The sequence below is a fragment of the Succinivibrio dextrinosolvens genome (assembly GCF_900116345.1).
Lineage (GTDB): Bacteria > Pseudomonadota > Gammaproteobacteria > Enterobacterales > Succinivibrionaceae > Succinivibrio > Succinivibrio dextrinosolvens_B.
In genome coordinates this window covers 15,229-32,615 of the sequence record NZ_FPAH01000032.1, presented here as the reverse complement: position 1 = coordinate 32,615, position 17,387 = coordinate 15,229, and the positions used below count along the sequence as shown (strand labels likewise).

Here is a 17,387-nt window from a genome sequence, read left to right as displayed (position 1 = left end):
CTAAACTTTCCTCTTATATTCCTGTACAGTACTTTATTGAGACTGAAGAAGTTCAAGTCAAAGGAATGGGTAAAAACGTATTCTGAAATAAAATTACATGCCTGTCGATACTGCTCCGTCATCTGACGTAACAGTGTTTCCTGTTCTGAAGGTACATTAATTCTTATTTTTAATGTTTTTGTAAATTTCAAAACAGTTTTCTCCAAGCCATATAATCCCTATATTCTAACAGTTATTGTAAAGAAATTCTTTAAGATATATAGCCTGAGTTGGCAGAGCTCCGCCCCAGACTTAAGTCTGAGGTTTCCGCTCTGCTATTTTTTTGATGAATAACCTGGGACTTTAAGTCTATACTGGCGGTAATTAGTTATATTTTTCAGATGCAAAAAGAGGAAGCTGTGTAGCTTCCCCTTTTGGAATTATGTTTAGATTAGATGGGATTAGAGCTTAGCACCTAGTTCCTGACGAACATAAGCACCTGCACCTAATAAACCAGCATCTCCCTGAGAAATTACATATACAGGGATCTTGTTTAAAGCGTGGTTGAAACGGCCCTTAGACTCGAACTCGCTACGGAATTCTGACTTCTTGAAGTAGTCGATGAATCTTGGAACGATACCGCCAGCGATGTATACACCACCCTTTGCAAGGATGTTCAGAGCCAGATTACCACCGAATGAGCCCATCAGCTTGCAGAACAGATCAACTGTTTCCTTGCAGTCTGGATCTGGATCCTCTGAGAATGCACCACCGGTAACATCAGCAGGAACAACGTCTCTTACCTCGTGACCGTTCAGCTCAGCAATAGCCTGGTAGGTGTTAACCAGACCCTGACCTGACAGCAGACGCTCGCCTGAAACGTGGTCAAACTTCTTACGTAGAACCTTTAGAATTGAGTCATCTCTGTCTGACTGTACAGCGATATCAACGTGACCGCCTTCAGTTGGAAGAGGAATCCACTTGCCCTCAGCGTAAATCAGGTAACCGACACCTAGACCGGTACCAGCACCGTAAATAGCCTTAGGAGCCTTCTCAACGATCTCATCACCACCGATCTGAACCATGTCCTCAGTCTTGATTGCGGTTACGCTCATTGACATTGCAGTGAAGTCATTGATGAAGATCAGTTTCTCAAGATTCAGGTTCTTCTTCATCTCTGAAATTGAGAATTCCCATGGGTTATTGGTCATCTTAACGTGATCACCGTTCAGCATGGTTGCAATTGCGATACATGCAGAATCAAATACAGCACCGGTTTCCTCTCTGTATTTGACAATAACCTTCTCCAGTGAATCGTTATCAACGGATGAGTATACCTTGGTATTTGATAAGCTTCCATCTGCTAAGTTAACTAATGCAAGACGTGCGTTGGTACCGCCAACGTCTCCTACTAAGGCAACACCCTTAAGCTGCTCCATTTTTAAATAGTTCCTCTATGTCCAAATTTGTTCTTTGTAATTAAGTAAACTCATTAAAAGCATTTTTCATAAAAAAAATACTTTGATAATTGTCTCAGTATTATACAAGAAAGATGAAAAAATTTTCATAAAACTTCACTTAACGACCTTAAAAAAGAGATTTTTTTACTTTCATAAAAAATTTATTTTGAAAAAATAAGATCCTTATTCTTTTTCTTAAGGTTAAGACATGGGGAAGTTGATTCCTGATGGTGCAAAATAAGAAAAAAACATGGCCCAAAAACTAGCCATGTAAATATATTCTTCAGTAGGAATCTAGAAAGCTATTTGTTGTAGGTAAAAGCCGGAATGAAGGCTCCTTTGTAGGTGTTTCTGATAATGTCTGCCACCTCTTTTGTGTGGTAGAGCTCGACAATGTGCAGGAACAGCTCGTTGTCTTTATCGCTTTCTCTTGAAGCTATAATGTTAACAAACGGATTCTCAAGCCCCCAGCCTTCAGTGTTTTCAATATAGATTGCATCCTTATCCGGAGTAAGTCCGCGATCAACGGCATAACCTCCATTAATAAAGGCTGCGGTAACATCATCCAGAGTGCCGTAGGAATTTGCTGCATCTACCCAGTAGAATTTAAGATTTTTTGGATTTTCAATAATGTCACTCTGACCTGGTAGATAGCCCGCATCATCCTTAAGCTTTAAATAGCCTGCAGTTTCCAGCAGTCTTAAAGCTCGTCCTGTGGTAATAGGATCACTTGGTACGGTGATAGTGTCTCCGTCTTTGATTTCGCTAATCTTCTGGATTTTTTTTGAGTACAGACCTAAAGGTGCAATAATGGTTGTACCGATAGCCTTTAAGTTATATCCGTTCTCCTCAGATTCGGTTTTCAGGAAAGCGCCTGTCTGAAAGGCGTTAAGATCGATTTCACCATCCTCAAGAGCTCGATTTGGCAGGGGATAGGTGGAGAATCTTACAAGTTCAGCCTTAACTCCTTCTGAGGCTAGTTTATCTATGATTGGCTTCCAGTATTCGTTGTTCTCTCCTACAACACCAATCTTCACCTCTGTGCGGTCATAGGCATAGGCTTGATAGGGTAGGGTAAGAAGAATAACTGAAACTGTAACTCCTTTACGGATAAGGGAGAATAGATTTTTTAGATTAAAATTTTTCATATAAATTTCCTTAAATTCTTTCTGAATTAAAGTCTGTTTGGTCAGGTTGGTTTTAAACGGCTTTCTGCTGTTAAAAAATAAAGCTAAGAGTTTTTTTTATTATCTGTAATAGCGTTATAACCTGGGCATATCAACGAGTTCACAAGACGCTCTTTTATATGTCTATTTTCATTTAATCTAAATAATTATTGGTTGTCAATATAGTTTGCAAATTTTAGCTGTTAAATATTTATTTTACAATATATCAATATGTTAATGATGTTGAATGTACTGCTATTGTGTATTTTGATACCAAAAAATATTCTTTGTCCTTAATAAAAATAATGTTATAACTTTTTTCTATATCTGTATATTTAAAAATAGTATTAGCAAAGTTTTTTTTCTGTGTCATAATAAATACAAACGTAAGCAATACGTTCATATTAAGGTGTCAGGAAGCAATCCCGAGCCAGATAAAGATCAAAAATAGAAAATTTTTGAGGAAATGAAAAATGTCTGCTGTTGTATCAAGAAAATTCAAACATAAACGGAATATCTCTTCAGACTTCTTATCCTTTCAGGCAGGTAATGCCTTCTCCTGTTCTCAATTCTGTTGTTCCCGAATGTAGACGTCAGTCTATTACCCGTTTTATTCAGTTTTATTTAATTACAGGTTTGATCTAATTCATTCGTCTTACGCCGTAACTGTCATAGGCGTATTTGTGGAGTAATGTATGTATAGGACTTCAATTTTTCCTGAGGGAACAGGTGTAAATCCATGGTATGAGCTTTCTCGATACAAGGACCATAAGTTTACTGATCCTTCAGAAATTAAAAATAGTTATGACTACGTGGTAGTAGGTGCTGGTTTCGGTGGTGTGAGTGCTGCTTTCAGACTTTCAGAGAACAATCCTTCAGCCAAAATCGCTCTGATTGACGCTCTTCCTGTGGGATATTACAGTTCAGGCAGAAATGCCGGCTTTGTAAGTATTGCTCAGGTTGCCAAGGCACTTATTGGCTTTGATCATTTTACTCTGGATGACCAGAGATGGCTTCTTCATCTGAATAAGACCGTTGTCGCAAGAATTGAAAAGATCAGGGAGCAGAATAATCTCAATTTTGAATGGCGACAGGACGGTATGTACAAAGCTGTACGTGAGAAGAGAAATGTTGTCGCTCTGGATGCTTTAGAAGGCCATCTTAACAGACTTGGTATAGGCTATGACCGAATTAAGGGAGATGAGCTCGCTTCAAGATTAGGCACCTCTTTTTATAAGGATGCCATCTATGTAAAGGATACTATTCTGAATAATCCTTCCGAGATCATAAGAGGTCTTGCCTCAGCTCTTCCTTCAAATGTATCTGTATTCGAAAACACCAAGGTTGCAGAGGTAGTGGAGGGTGAGATTCCAAAAGTAATTCTTGCTGATGGAAAAGAGATTGTCACAAGACAGGTGATCCTTACAGTAAGTGCTTTTTTAAGCCGTTTCGGTTTTGCCTCATCCTCAAATATCGCCGCAATTCACAGCTATGGTGCTCTAACCCGAGTGCTTACTGAAAATGAGTTTGAGGACTTTAAGCATGTACGTCCATGGGGTATCACCGCAACCCATCCATCAGGTGCAACCCTGAGATTTACCCCGGATCATCGCATTTTTGTTAGAACCGATATTGATTTTGCAACAAATCTCAATATTCCTCAAAAGAAATTTGACCGTGCCGATTTCTACCTCAGACGTGCTTTTATAAGACGTTTCCCAAAGCTTGAAAAGGTTGAGTTTGAATACAAATACGGTGGTCTGATTTCCTTTACTGGTAATACCAGACCTCTGTTTGGAGAGGTGGCAAAGAATGTTTATGCAGGTGTCACCTCTGATGGAACAGGAGTAACCAGAGCTGCAATTTTAGGTACCTACCTTGCTGATCTTATTCAGCATCGGGACAGTCCTGAACTGGATTACATAAAGCGAGCCTATCATCCAAGCTATCTGCCGCCTGAGCCTTTGAGAACACTTGGTGCAACCGCCTTCCTTAAATACAAGGATTTATATGCAGGCTCTGAACTCTGATAACCGTAACCGACGACTTTTTTTAACAATTGACATTTTTACAGAATAAACAAAAGGAATATATTATGAAAAACATTAAAAATCTTCTGACCGCAGCTTTTGTAGGTTTATCTTTCCTAGGTGCATCAGCCGCTTTTGCTGATGAGGCTAATGAAATCAAACTTGGCGTTGTAGGTGAACATAACGAGGCCTGGGATGACGTTGTAAAGAGACTTAAAAAGGAAGGCGTCAATCTGACCTTAGTCAAATTTGCTGATTATACTCTGCCTAACCGTGCATTAAATGACGGAGAAATCGATCTTAACGCCTTCCAGCATGTAGCGTTCCTCAATGCAGATGTGGAAGCTCATGACTATAAGATTGAGCCTATTGCCAATACTATCATCGCTCCTTTAGGACTTTATTCAAAGAAGATAAAGAACGTGAGCGAGCTTAAGGATGGGGATACTATCGCCATTCCAAATGACCCTACCAACGGCGGACGTGCTCTTAAGGTTCTAGAACTCGCAGGTCTTATCAAACTAGATGCCTCAAAAGGCTATATCCCAACCGTACGTGATATAACCGAAAATCCAAAGCACATCAAGATTTATGAAGTTGACGCTGGTAATACACCAAGTCTTCTTCCTGATGTTGCCGCAGCCATTATCAATTCAAACTATGCCGTTGATAATGATTTGAATCCAACTACCGATCCTATTTTCTCAGACGGTGTAGGCAAGGTTGATCTGGACAATCCTTACATTAACGTAATTGCTGCCCGTACCGATAACAAGGATAATCCACTGTTCAAGAAAGTTATTGCAGCTTACCAGACCAAGGAAACTGCTGAAATCATCAAGGAACTGTACCACGGTGGTGAGGTTCCTGTATTCAAATATTAAGCAGACTTTAACTCTTTATCCGACTCCCACGGATGAAGAGTTCTTTTTAGAAGCTTAATAACAGCATAAATATAAGTGATAGGTAAGATCGATGATAAAACTTGAGCATGTTTCAAAGACCTTTGAGCGAGATGGGGTCACCTTCAAGGCAGTGGATGATGTGTCGCTGGAAATAAAAAAAGGCGAAATCTTCGGAATTATTGGTTTTTCAGGAGCAGGCAAGTCAACTCTGGTTCGCTGCATCAATCTTTTGGAACCCCCTGATAAGGGCAGTGTTGTCAGTGTTGATGGCCTAAATCTGACCGCCCTTTCACCAAAAGAACTAAGAGATGCCAGAGCTGGTATCGGCATGATATTCCAGCATTTCAATCTGATGCCCTCAAGAACCGTGCTTGAAAATGTAATCTACCCTCTGTCCCACAAGGGAATAAAAAAAGAGGATCAGAAGAAAAGAGCCTACGAGCTTTTAAGACGAGTCGACCTTGAAGCTAAGGCAAATTCCTATCCTTCAGAGCTTTCAGGAGGACAGAAACAGCGTGTTGCCATAGCCAGAGCTTTAGCTTCTTCTCCAAAGGTTCTGCTTTGTGATGAGGCAACCTCTGCATTAGATCCTCAGACAACTCATGAGATTCTCGAACTCTTAAAGGAGCTTAATGCAGAGCTAGGTCTCACAATTGTCATCATTACTCATGAGATGGCCGTGGTTAAGGATATCTGCAAAAGAGTTGCTGTGCTTGAGAATGGACATCTGGTAGAGCAGGGCTCAACCTTTGAGGTGTTTGCAAATCCTAAGGAGCAGATTACCCTCAATTTCGTAAAGGCAGCATCAAATCTATCAAAGGCGGATCTGCTTTCCTCTGACTATCCTCTTTTGTGCAATCTGAATCCTGGAGAAAAATTTGTAAGGCTTTCCTACAGGGGACCGGGTGTTTCAGAGCCACTGATTTCTTTGATGACATCCCGTTTCAATGTACAGATGAACATTCTGTACGCAGATGTGGAACTTGTAAACAACTCACCTATCGGAGGTACCGTAGGTATTCTCTCAGGACGGTACGAGGATGTTGAGAATGCACTTTTGTATATTGCCAGAAAGAATGTGAAGGTGGAGGTTCTGAAAAATGGCTGATCTATTCAATACTCTGTTTCCTCATGTTATTCCAAAGCTTGATGAGTTGTGGCTTTCAACTCTGCAGACTCTTTATATGATGCTGATTTCTGGCGGTATTGCCTTCTTTTTAGGAATAGTCCTCGGAGTAACTCTGATTGTTACCAAACAGGGGGGCATTCTTGAGAATAAGAGTGTTTTTGGAATTCTTGACCGACTTATCAATATTTTCCGATCTATCCCTTTTGTAATTCTGCTTGCCGCTCTGATTCCTTTTTCAAGATTCATTGTTGGTACTGCAATCGGAACTACAGGTGCAATTGTTCCTCTGGTAGTGGGGACTGTTCCTTTTTTCTCAAGACAGGTTGAAAGTGCTTTATCCAATGTTGATAACGGCCTTATTGAGGCAGCAAAGTCCATGGGCTCATCTCCTCTGGGGATTATTTTCAGAGTTTATCTTAAGGAGAGTATTCCTTCACTGGTTAGAGTTTCTCAGATTACTGCAATAAGTCTTATCGGTCTTACAGCTATGGCTGGAGCTATCGGTGGAGGCGGACTTGGTGATTTTGCAATCCGCTATGGCCATCAGCGTGGCCAGACCGATGTAACCTACATTACGATTGTCGTGATCCTCCTGATGGTGAGTGTGATCCAGAAAGGCGGTAACTATATCATCAGAAAAACCTCACATTAGGAGCTGTGTATGAAAAGAGCAGATTACTTTCCTGAAGAATCCGGTAAAAACGGCTGGTTTGAGACCAGTCGTTACAGGGATCATCATTTTAATGACAGCAGCACTATCCGGGGAGCCTACGACTATATCGTGGTTGGTGGCGGCTTTGGAGGCGTAAATGCTGCATTTAGACTTGCCGAGAATGATAAGAACGCAAGTATTGCTCTCATTGATGCATTTCCTATTGGTTACTTCTCATCAGGTCGAAATGCCGGTTTTATCATTGATGTCCCTCATAGTATTGTAGGTGATCCGAAATTTACTTTTGAAGACCAGAAATGGCGCTTCCGTCTTAATAAATTTGTCATCGAAAGAATGAAGAAAATCAAAGAGGAGCATCACCTTGAATGTGACTGGCATCAGGACGGTATGCATCAGGCTGCCAAGATTAAAGGCAATTTAAGTTACCTTGAGCAGCTTGCCGAATTTCTGGATGTAATGGAGGCTCCTTATCAGTGGTTTGGTGCTGAGGAAACATCACAGCGTCTGGGTACCGATTTTTACATTAAATCCCTGTACACTCCAGGAACTATTCTAATCAATCCTTCTGAGACTGTCAGAGGCCTTGCAACTGTTCTGCCAGAGAACGTAAGTGTTTTTGAAAATACACCGGTAATTGAGGTTTTAGAAGGTGATATCCCTCGGGTTGTCCTTGCATCAGGCAAGGTGATTAAATGCAGAAAGGTTATTCTGACTGTAAGTGGGTTTTTAAAGAATTTTGGTGTTCCTCTCTCTGATCGTATTGCCGGAATTCACAGCTTTGGCGCTTTCACAAGAGAGCTTAGTGATGAAGAGATTAAGACTCTTAACGGTGCCAAACCTTGGGGCGTAACTGCCGCTCATCCAGGCGGAGCTACTCTTCGCTATACCAGAACCAAAAGACTTTATGTCAGAACCGATATCACCTTTGCCACCCACATTAATATTGATAACAGCAGACTTTATAAGGCTGTCTATAAACTCCGCCGAGCCTTTAATAACCGTTTCCCTCAGTTAAAGGATGTTAACTTTGAATATATCTATGGAGGTTATATTCCTATTACCGGAAATACACAGCCTTTGTTTGAGAATCCAGGCCAGAATATCTTTGCTGGAGCTGTAGGTGACGGTACCGGTGTGACCCGTGCTGCAACCGTAGGAACCTTTCTTGCGGACTGGGCAACCGGACTAGACAGCGAGGAACTTCGTTACGTTAAAAAGACATTCAGACCAAACTGGCTTCCTCCAGAGCCTTTCAGAACCGTCGGGGCTACCGCTCGTCTTATTTATGAGGATATGCACGCCCGCAGCGAGATTTAAATAATTATTAAAAATAAGGAAAAAAACTATGTCACAAAAGGTATGACAAATAAAACTTGGTTTGGTTGGCGATGAAAACGCGCCATGGGAATATGTGGCTGAGAAACTCAGAAAAGAGGATATTGAGTTTGAACTCGTGACGTTTAGCGATTATTTCTCTCCTAACAAGGCGTTATCTGAAGGCCTGATAGATGCCAATGCTTATCAGCATAAGGCATTTCTGAATACAGAACTTGCTGATAAACATTATGATTTTGAAGTCTACGGTGAAACCTATCTTGATCCGATTGGAATCTATTCTAGGAAGATTAAGAGTCTAAGTGAGCTTAAGTCGGGAGATTCTGTTGCAATACCCTCTGACAGAGCTAATGAGATTCGTGGACTTAAGGTATTAAAAGGTGAAGATCTGATTGATTTTGAGGTTGATGGGACCTCTGGGGACATAAAACTTACTAATAATAAGTTAAACCTTGAAATTAAACGCTATGATGCAGCTTTGCTCTACAGCAGTCTGGAGAAAGAAACATGTGCCTTTATTAACGGCAACTATGCCTTTGAAAAAGGACTTAATCCTGTAACAGATTCTATATTCAGAGAGAACTTGATCTAGGGGATAGCGATAATCAGTTTGTGAAGGTTCTGGTCGCAAGATCTAATCTTGATGAGGATAAACAGAGAGTTTTAAGAAGGGCTCTGTTTTATTATCAGACTAGTGCGGTGGCAGAAATAATAAAAAAAATGCAGGGGGGCTCTCTGATTCCTGCGTTCCTGTCTCGTTTCTAAGTGGTGTATGTGCAGATGCTCCTGTGTCCGGCTTTATTGGTTGGAGTAGGAGCATCTTTATGTTTTGATTTTGATAAGGTATTCCTGATTAATGTCCATGCTTAATGGAGTGATAGAGATCCTTTAAAATCACATAGCATACGAAGAGTGTAAGCACATAGCGGAAAGAGTTATAAACAGCAATAGAGTAGCTGTACTTATCCACATATTTGACCATATCGATTTCAAAGCTGCCGTATAGCAGTCTCATCTCCAAAAAGAAGGCCCATGGCAGAGCTCCTAGAGACCAGGTGAACATGGTAGGAAAATAACGGTTTTCTTTATGTAGCCTGTAGCCTGAGAACAGAATGATTCCGGTTGTCAGAAGCAGGATCAGAAGTCTGGTGGTATCTGTAGGCAGAGAAGCATAGGCGTTTACTGTAAAAAGGTAAAGGGTTACAAGTCTGATGACATTAAATACAATTAAGGTGTAGCCGCTGTTCATAAATACTCCTTATTTTTTTCATTGTAACAAAAGACTTATTGAAAAAAATATAAGTATTTCTTAAAATTAGTTCATTCTTGTGTGCTACCTTAGCTCAGTAGGTAGAGCAACTGATTCGTAACCAGTAGGTCGGCAGTCCGATTCTGCCAGGTAGCACCATTCCCTTCAAATCTCTATTATCATTCGTAATTCATTTAATTGTTTTTTAAGATAAATTTTTTATTTTACAGATATTTTTTGCCTGTATTTTTCATGGTGATGATTTTATGCAAGAAATTTATAGAATTATGCAATAACTAAATGAAATATATTATATTTTTGCTTTATAATTAGAGCTCAATTATCACACATACCTTTATAAGGATCTTCCGGTGTTGGGAGATCCTTTTTTCTTTGCCTTTATACCTTATACATCCATCATAACTTACTGCTTTTCTTTGATTTTTATTATATTAATACAGAATTAAAAGGGTACAGAACTGATATTAATTTAATATAAGTTAGCGATAATTTATATGTAATATCAGTGGGTAACTACATCAGATTTATAAAATATAATAATTTTCTATGCACAAAATTGTCATATAAATAATTTTTGCCATTAAATACTTTGATTTTGCGAGGAAGGGCATAGAACGATAATCGATTGCTATGTAAGATATACTTCGGCAATTTTTCTATAACTATAACAAATGTAATTTTTGACCTGTAAACAGGTTAACGATTAGAGAACAAAAGACTTATGAGAAAAAAATATCATCCTAAGACCAAAATTGAGCTTAGGAAGTTGATTTTAGATGAGGAAATCGAACTATCTGAGATTGATACTTCTAAAATTACCGACATGAGCCATCTGTTTGAGCCGACCTTAAGCAGTGGAGAACAGGCTCGTTTCTTTTTTGATGGTATTGAGGACTGGGATGTATCCAATGTAACGGACATGAGCTACATGTTCTGTTATGCTCGAAACTTTAATGCGGACATTTCAAAATGGAATGTTTCTAAGGTAAAGAATATGCGAGGCATGTTCCAGTTTGCTTCATCCTTTAATCAGGATATCAGCATGTGGAATGTTTCCAATGTTGAGAATATGGCTTCAATGTTCTACGATGCCGGTGCATTCAATCAGAATCTTGATGCATGGGATGTCTCCAAGGTTAAGACCATGCGCTTCATGTTCATGTACGCCCGTTACTTTGAAAAAAAGCCTACCTGGGATATGAGCAATGTTGAGGATCAGGTTGGCATGTACTATGGCTCTCCTATTGTCTATGTCGATCCTAATACAGTCTGCGGAGTTGATCCTGTTTTAGAGGCTCAGGCCGAGCAGGAGAGTATCAGTAAGCATCTCGAGGCCCCTCTGGCAGGTGACGGTATTGCCAATTTTGCCAAGAATCTTACCAATAGATCCTCCAATATTGCTGACAGACTAGAAGCTAAATTTGAAGGTCATACCATTATCTACAAGAAGCAGGACAAAATTACTCAGAACTCTGAGACGCAGCAGAAGCCTGCTGTTTCCGAAAATTCTGTTGCTCACGAGGAGAATTCAAATACTTCAGATGAAGGTAAAACCGATGTTATTGCTGCTTTAGAACGACTGCAGAAACTCAGAGATTCCGGCATGATTACCGAGGATGAGCTAACCCTTCTTAAGAACAATATTCTCTCAAAGATTTAACTTAATTTACGGTCTTTCTTCGTCAAGCTAAGATAAGACCGTAGTCTTCTTAATATTTCCTTATTTAAAACATATTATTTTTCTGCGCTGTTTCTATTTTTTAGAAAAAAATGCGATCAAATCATAAGTTCTAAATCCCACATTTAAAATTTTAAAACTATCATTAAGGTGATATCTCTCGTTTTGCTCAGTTGGGTAGTTCCTTATGATAAAAAAATTATTAGTAACCTTTTCTATTCTGACGTTGATAACTGCAGCATCAGCTGATGATGAGATAAAGTCTTTAAAGGAAAAATGCGATGGCGGTGATTTCTCCGTCTGCTACAAGCTTGCCGATATCTATGCAAACGGAGACGAGAATGTTCAGGATTTTGCTCTGGCTGACAAGTATTACGACAAAGCCTGTACCTTTGGACGTATTAAGGATGCCTGTGAGGCTCTGGTATTTAACAAGGGTGCTATCTCAAGAATTAAATCCTACCGTGTTCCTAAGGATGTTCAGCGTGCTGCAAAAATCTACAATTACGCTGTAAAGTCCACCAATTACGATACCCTGTATGAGCTGTTCAAACAGTACTGTGAAGAGGATAAGGATCTGCGTGCCTGTGCTTACTATGGTGAAATGAAGGTTTCCGGTATTGGAACCAGAATCACCGTTAACAGAGGTATCAAGCTTATTAAGGAATCCTGTGCCGAAGGTGATGTATATGCTTGTGCAAACCTGGGCTACAGATATTTTGCCGCAGATGAGATTGATACTGATGAGTTTAAGGCCTACAAGCTTCTGAATTACGCCTGCTCAAATGGTGAGTTTGGCTCCTGCCGTTTTGTTGCCGCCTTCTATGAGAACGGTATTGGTGTTAAGTACGATAAGGACAAGATTAAGTATCTATACAGCAAGGCCTGTGACAATGCTGATGCAATCAGCTGTCATAAGCTGGGATCTATGTATCTGTCAGAAAAAGATCAGTCAGAAAAGGCAATTGAAGCCTTTAATACCGGATGTGAGTTCGGAAGTGTCAGAAGCTGTACTTCTTTAGGCCTCATCTACTACGATGGCAAGAGAATACAGCCTGATGATAAGAAAGCTTTTAATCTTTTCAAAACCTCCTGTGACGGTAATGATGCCACCGGCTGCTATTATCTGGCAGAGTGCTATGCTAAGGGTAAAGGTGTAAAGAAGAGTCGCAATGTTGCTGCAACCATATTCTCTAAGGCCTGTGATGTAGGCTCCTCTGATGCCTGCGAGTATCTTGAAAAGCATTCTTCAGGACCAGCGGAATCTTCAGCACCGGAGAGTAAATAATTCGTTTGAGATTGTGAGGGATCTGGAAAAAATGCCAGATCCTTTTTTTTATTTGGCAGAAATGTGAAGCTCTCAAATAAAAATATTCAAAAAAGTTCTTATATTTTAAGGTGATAGAAGAACATTTTTTTAAAGATCCCTTATGAAAAAGATAGCTATAGTATTAACTTCAGTTTTAATTTCCTCTTTTTCCCATGTAAATGCGGAAAACAATGATCCTTTTACTCTTAAAAACAACTGTGAGAGTCAGGATGTTTCTGCCTGTGTAACCTTAGGTCTTAATTATTATGAGAATCTTGATGCTATAACAGCACCTCAGGCAGCCGCAGCCTTTGAGAAGGCCTGTGAGCTTAAGGATTATCAGAGCTGTAATGCCGCGGCTCAGATGTATCTTATCGGCAACTTCCTTGAAACAGACAATGATAAAGCAGCTGCTCTCTATAAAAAATCCTGTTCACATAACAATAAGGACGGCTGTCTTGAACTTGCAAAAATGAGACTTTCCGGTTTGTATGACGATTTTGATATTCATAAGGCTGTCAGAATATTTCAGCAAAGCTGTGATTCTGGCAACGGTGAGTCCTGCTTAAAGGTTGGCTCTTTATACAGGTCGGGCGAGGGTGTGGTAAGCAGCTACACTCAGGCTCAGCATTATTTCAGCAAAGCCTGTGATCTGAATTCTTATGACGGCTGTGCCCAGATAGGTCTAATGCATGAGGAAGGACTTATTGGCAAGAAGAACTTTGAGAAGGCCTATGACTATTACCTTAAAGCCTGCAGCGGTGACAGTGGTACAGGATGTTCTCTGCTGGGTAATCTTGAGAAAAGAGGTTTAGGTGTTACTCAGAACTATAAAAAGTCACTGATGTCCTTTGAAAAGGGCTGTCGTCTTGGAAACTTGAATTCCTGCTCTAATGTAGGCTATTTCTATGTTAACGGTATTGGCGTTAGGGTTGATTACAACAAGGCTAAAAATATATTTGAAAACAGCTGCAGCAAGGATGATGTTTTAGGCTGCTCATATCTTGGAGAAATATATTTAAATGGCAGAGGGGTTTCTGCCGATACCATAAAAGCAAAGGAGCTGTTTGAAAAGAGCTGTGATTCTGGTGATTCTGCCGGCTGTAACTTCCTAGCTGATATGTACCGTAAGGGAAAGCAGGTAAAGCCTGATTACAGCAGAGCTATCGATCTGTTTACCAGAAGCTGTGAAAACGGTGACTCAGACGGCTGTGCAAATCTTGGCTATATGTATGAATACGGTCTTGGTGTTCAGACAGATCTGCAACGTGCTTTGATGCTGTATACAGAAAGTTGCTCTGAGAATGTTGGTTTTGGCTGTGCAAAGCTCGGTGAGCATTATTTGACCGGAAAGGGGCTTTATAGAGATAAAGAAAAAGCAGATGCCCTGATAAAGAAATCCTGCTCTCTAGGCTCAAGTCTGGGGTGTGAGAAATACTTCAGACTCAGAGAGACACAATAACTAAAAACAGTACCTGAGGTTGTGATTATGAAGAGATGGCTAAATGCCTGCTCCTATCTTTTTATCACTTCATTTTTCCTGAACGGATGTTTTGACTCTCATACTGAAGTTCTGGAAAAGAAATGCTATGAGGGAGATTCTGCAGCCTGCTCTCAGGCTGCTCACAACTATTTTATCGGTATTGATGAGAATGGCGATAAGGTAACTGTTTCCTCCGACAAGAGCAGTACTCTGTACGTTATAGCCTGTGAGCTCAAGGATGCCCGAGTCTGTGATCAGATCGGTCGTGATTTTCTGCATTTTGATTCAGGACTTAATCCGGATCTAGTCTCTGCATTGGAGTATTTTGATAAGGCCTGTGCCCTTGATTATGCTCCTTCATGTACTCACCTTGCAGGTCTTTATGCTCAGGGAAAAGAAATACGACGCAATCTTAAGAAAGCCAAGAAATATTTTGATAAGGGCTGTACTCTATCAGATGGTCTTGGTTGTTTCTATGCCGGTCTGATGCACGAGAAGGGAGAAGGTGTAAAAAAGAACTATAAAACGGCCTTTGATTATTATTCAAAGGGCTGTTCCTTAGATGACGCTCAGTCCTGTACCAATATCGGAGCCATGTATTATTCCGGACTTTTAAGCGGAAAAGATTATGTTAAGGCCAATGAGTTTTTCTCCATTGGATGTCATCTTAATCTTGGTTATGCTTGTGCCAATCTTGCCAACCTTTATATCAACGGCTATGGCGTAGATGTGGATTATAAGCAGGCGTTATCTCTGTATGACAAGGGCTGTTCCCTTAATGATTCACGTTCCTGTTCCAACCTTGGAATTATGTATGAAAAAGGTATGGGGGCGGAGCTTGATTATACGCTTGCCTATAAGTTCCTTGAAAAGGCCTGTAAGAGCAACGATGGTAACGGCTGTCTTGAACTTGGTATTCTGCAGTCAAGAGGCTTAGGTCCAGATGATGGGGCGCAGAATAATTCGATAGTCAGCTTTGAGAAAGGCTGTAATCTCGGTAACACAAACGCTTGTACCAATATGGGCCTTTACTATGCCGACGACAAGTCAACTGAAGGCGTGGATAAGGCTCGACGTTATTTTGAGAAAAGCTGTAACGGCAAGAATATAAAAGGCTGTACCAATCTTGGCGTTATATACCAGAACTCTCAGGACAGAGCCAATCTTAAAAAGGCATTTAATCTCTACAAATATTCATGTTCTTTAGGAGATGCTACTGCCTGTTCAAATCTGGCTATCATGTATGCCTACGGTCAGTACGTAAAACAGAATTTCACCCGTTCACAGGAACTTTTCAATCAGGCCTGCGATTACGGTCACAATGAAAGTTGTAATTTCTCCGGTCTGCTGTTAAAGGATGGTATTTCTGGAAAGGCTGATCAGAAGAAGGCAACTGATTTCTTTGAAAAAGCCTGTAAACTAGGCAGTCAGGATGGCTGCAGAAATCTTCAGAGTATCAGCTCTAAAGTGGTTCACGACGAGTAAACATACAAAGGATTTTTTATATGTTTTTTAAAAAGAAAACTGCTGTTTATCTGTCATCTGATGAAGCTGATTTTAATCTTGCCAAGGAAATCCTGAAAAAAGAGCAGATAAGGTATTACGAGTATGCAGCGGAGGAGATGCCTGTTGCAGGTTGCGGAGCTCGAATCAATCCTGCAAGATTAAACAAACATCTTAATATTATGACCTTCAGACTTAGTGTGGGTCCAGAGGACGTTGAGAACGCGCTCCAAACTCTGCAGGGAAAAGTTAAGTTTGTTTTAAATGGACCTTCATAATCAAAGTTTATCTAAGCTGTTATTTTCAATAATCTTCCATTTCTTTTTGTTCAGAATCTGTCTATTGGTCAAAGCTGTTAACATATAGAGCGCGTTATAACGTTTGTAGTGATTTCTCGTGGAGAGGGGGACATTTTTCCTGGATGCCGGAAACAGCAAAGCCCTCAAAAGAGGGCCTTGCGCGGTACATAAAGATTACTTATTAACCTAAGCTGCAAGCCAGATCGTAAGTGGTCTTCATGAATCTGTGCTTCATGCTGTTGATGCACTCAATGATGTCGTAGTGAACTAGTTCACCTCGCTTTAGAGCAACACAACGGCCTGACTCACCTGCCTTTAGAAGCTCACATGCATAAGCCCCCATACGTGATGCTAATACACGGTCAACTGCTGATGGAGTACCACCTCTCTGGATGTGACCTAGAACAGTAGCACGAGTCTCAAGACCGGTTAGAGCCTCAAGATCCTTTGCCATCTGATGAACATCAGTCTGAAGCTCACATACAACAAGAATAGCATGACGCTTACCTGCATCAACTGATCTCTTGATGCTTGCGTAAACTTCGTCCTTGTCCCACTTAACTTCAGGAACCAGAACAGCTTCCACACCGCATGATACAGCTGCACATACAGCTAAATCACCGCAGTGGTGCCCCATAACCTCAACCACACTGATTCTCTTGTGTGATGAGCAGGTGTCACGTAGCTTATCAATAGCTTCAACAGCGGTATTTAAAGCGGTATCAAAACCGATAGTAGCATCAGTACCAGCAATATCGTTATCAATTGTGCCTGGTAAGCCGATGCAAGGGAAGCCAAGCTCAGAGATGAACTTTGCGCCCATGTAGGAACCGTCACCACCGATAACAACCAGTGCGTCGATTCCGTTCTGCTTCATAACCTCAACAGCTTCCTCACGTACCTTAGGATCCTTGAACTGTGGGAAACGTGCTGTACCCAGGAAGGTACCACCACGGTTTAAAAGATCTGATACTGAACGTCTGGTCAGCTGAATAAAGTTACCAGCATGAAGTCCGGCATAACCATCGATTACACCAGCAACTTCCCAACCGTAAGAAAGCGCAGTTCTAACAACAGCACGAATAGCTGCATTCATTCCTGGTGCATCACCACCTGATGTTAATACACCTATTTTCTTGATAGACATACTTTTATTTTATCCGTTATT

Annotated in this window: 16 protein-coding genes and 1 tRNA gene; 12 read left to right on the top strand and 5 right to left on the bottom strand. The window is 40.6% G+C overall.

Annotated elements, in window-relative coordinates:
• The 3 genes from BM308_RS13540 to BM308_RS09685 form a co-directional block, all read right to left on the bottom strand.
• A partial coding sequence (locus BM308_RS13540) for a hypothetical protein (RefSeq protein ID WP_218152555.1) occupies window positions 1–191 on the bottom strand: 191 nt, incomplete at its 3' end.
• Between the two features lie 249 nt (window positions 192–440).
• Entirely contained in the window at window positions 441–1,418 is a 978-nt protein-coding gene (gene glk, locus BM308_RS09690) for a glucokinase (RefSeq protein WP_074944835.1), read from the bottom strand.
• Between the two features lie 323 nt (window positions 1,419–1,741).
• On the bottom strand, window positions 1,742–2,587 hold the full coding sequence (locus tag BM308_RS09685; RefSeq protein WP_083425531.1) for a MetQ/NlpA family ABC transporter substrate-binding protein: 846 nt from the start codon (window positions 2,585–2,587) through the stop codon (window positions 1,742–1,744).
• 713 nt (window positions 2,588–3,300) lie between these two features.
• On the opposite strand from BM308_RS09685, the gene BM308_RS09680 reads away from it, so the two are divergent.
• The 6 genes from BM308_RS09680 (at window position 3,301) to BM308_RS09655 (ending at window position 9,269) form a co-directional block, all read left to right on the top strand.
• Window positions 3,301–4,635, top strand: a complete 1,335-nt coding sequence (locus BM308_RS09680) for an NAD(P)/FAD-dependent oxidoreductase (protein WP_074944833.1) — start codon at window positions 3,301–3,303, stop codon at window positions 4,633–4,635.
• A gap of 65 nt (window positions 4,636–4,700) precedes the next feature.
• Window positions 4,701–5,519, top strand: coding sequence for a MetQ/NlpA family ABC transporter substrate-binding protein (locus BM308_RS09675; protein ID WP_074944832.1), 819 nt, complete (start codon window positions 4,701–4,703; stop codon window positions 5,517–5,519).
• Window positions 5,520–5,610: 91 nt separating this feature from the next.
• Entirely contained in the window at window positions 5,611–6,648 is a 1,038-nt protein-coding gene (locus BM308_RS09670; RefSeq protein WP_074944830.1) for a methionine ABC transporter ATP-binding protein, read from the top strand.
• A complete protein-coding gene (locus BM308_RS09665) occupies window positions 6,641–7,321 on the top strand; it encodes a methionine ABC transporter permease (RefSeq protein ID WP_074944829.1) in 681 nt (226 codons plus the stop codon). Before BM308_RS09670 ends, BM308_RS09665 begins: the two co-directional genes overlap by 8 nt.
• A gap of 9 nt (window positions 7,322–7,330) precedes the next feature.
• Window positions 7,331–8,659 carry an NAD(P)/FAD-dependent oxidoreductase gene (locus tag BM308_RS09660; RefSeq protein WP_074944827.1) on the top strand — a complete coding sequence of 443 codons (1,329 nt, stop codon included), beginning with the start codon at window positions 7,331–7,333 and terminating at the stop codon, window positions 8,657–8,659.
• 61 nt (window positions 8,660–8,720) lie between these two features.
• On the top strand, window positions 8,721–9,269 hold the full coding sequence (locus tag BM308_RS09655; RefSeq protein WP_074944826.1) for a MetQ/NlpA family ABC transporter substrate-binding protein: 549 nt from the start codon (window positions 8,721–8,723) through the stop codon (window positions 9,267–9,269).
• Between the two features lie 261 nt (window positions 9,270–9,530).
• Here the strand turns inward: BM308_RS09655 and BM308_RS09650 are convergent, their stop codons facing one another.
• Window positions 9,531–9,926, bottom strand: coding sequence for a hypothetical protein (locus BM308_RS09650; RefSeq protein WP_074944824.1), 396 nt, complete (start codon window positions 9,924–9,926; stop codon window positions 9,531–9,533).
• 83 nt (window positions 9,927–10,009) lie between these two features.
• On the opposite strand from BM308_RS09650, the gene BM308_RS09645 reads away from it, so the two are divergent.
• From BM308_RS09645 to BM308_RS09620, 6 genes are all read left to right on the top strand, one after another.
• Window positions 10,010–10,085, top strand: a tRNA-Thr gene (locus BM308_RS09645).
• A gap of 583 nt (window positions 10,086–10,668) precedes the next feature.
• Window positions 10,669–11,607 (top strand): BspA family leucine-rich repeat surface protein, encoded by a 939-nt coding sequence (locus tag BM308_RS09640; RefSeq protein ID WP_074944822.1) that lies wholly within the window; start codon window positions 10,669–10,671, stop codon window positions 11,605–11,607.
• Between the two features lie 205 nt (window positions 11,608–11,812).
• Window positions 11,813–12,913 (top strand): SEL1-like repeat protein, encoded by a 1,101-nt coding sequence (locus BM308_RS09635; protein WP_074944821.1) that lies wholly within the window; start codon window positions 11,813–11,815, stop codon window positions 12,911–12,913.
• Window positions 12,914–13,055: 142 nt separating this feature from the next.
• Entirely contained in the window at window positions 13,056–14,396 is a 1,341-nt protein-coding gene (locus BM308_RS09630; RefSeq protein WP_074944819.1) for an SEL1-like repeat protein, read from the top strand.
• 27 nt (window positions 14,397–14,423) lie between these two features.
• Window positions 14,424–15,902, top strand: coding sequence for a tetratricopeptide repeat protein (locus tag BM308_RS09625; RefSeq protein WP_074944818.1), 1,479 nt, complete (start codon window positions 14,424–14,426; stop codon window positions 15,900–15,902).
• A gap of 20 nt (window positions 15,903–15,922) precedes the next feature.
• Window positions 15,923–16,198, top strand: coding sequence for a hypothetical protein (locus tag BM308_RS09620; protein ID WP_074944816.1), 276 nt, complete (start codon window positions 15,923–15,925; stop codon window positions 16,196–16,198).
• A 202-nt stretch (window positions 16,199–16,400) separates the two neighbouring features.
• On the opposite strand, the gene pfkA is transcribed toward BM308_RS09620, so the two are convergent.
• The gene (gene pfkA, locus BM308_RS09615; protein ID WP_074944815.1) at window positions 16,401–17,366 is read right to left on the bottom strand and encodes a 6-phosphofructokinase; all 966 of its coding nucleotides are present in this window, start codon (window positions 17,364–17,366) and stop codon (window positions 16,401–16,403) included.
• Between the last annotated feature and the right edge of the window lie 21 nt (window positions 17,367–17,387).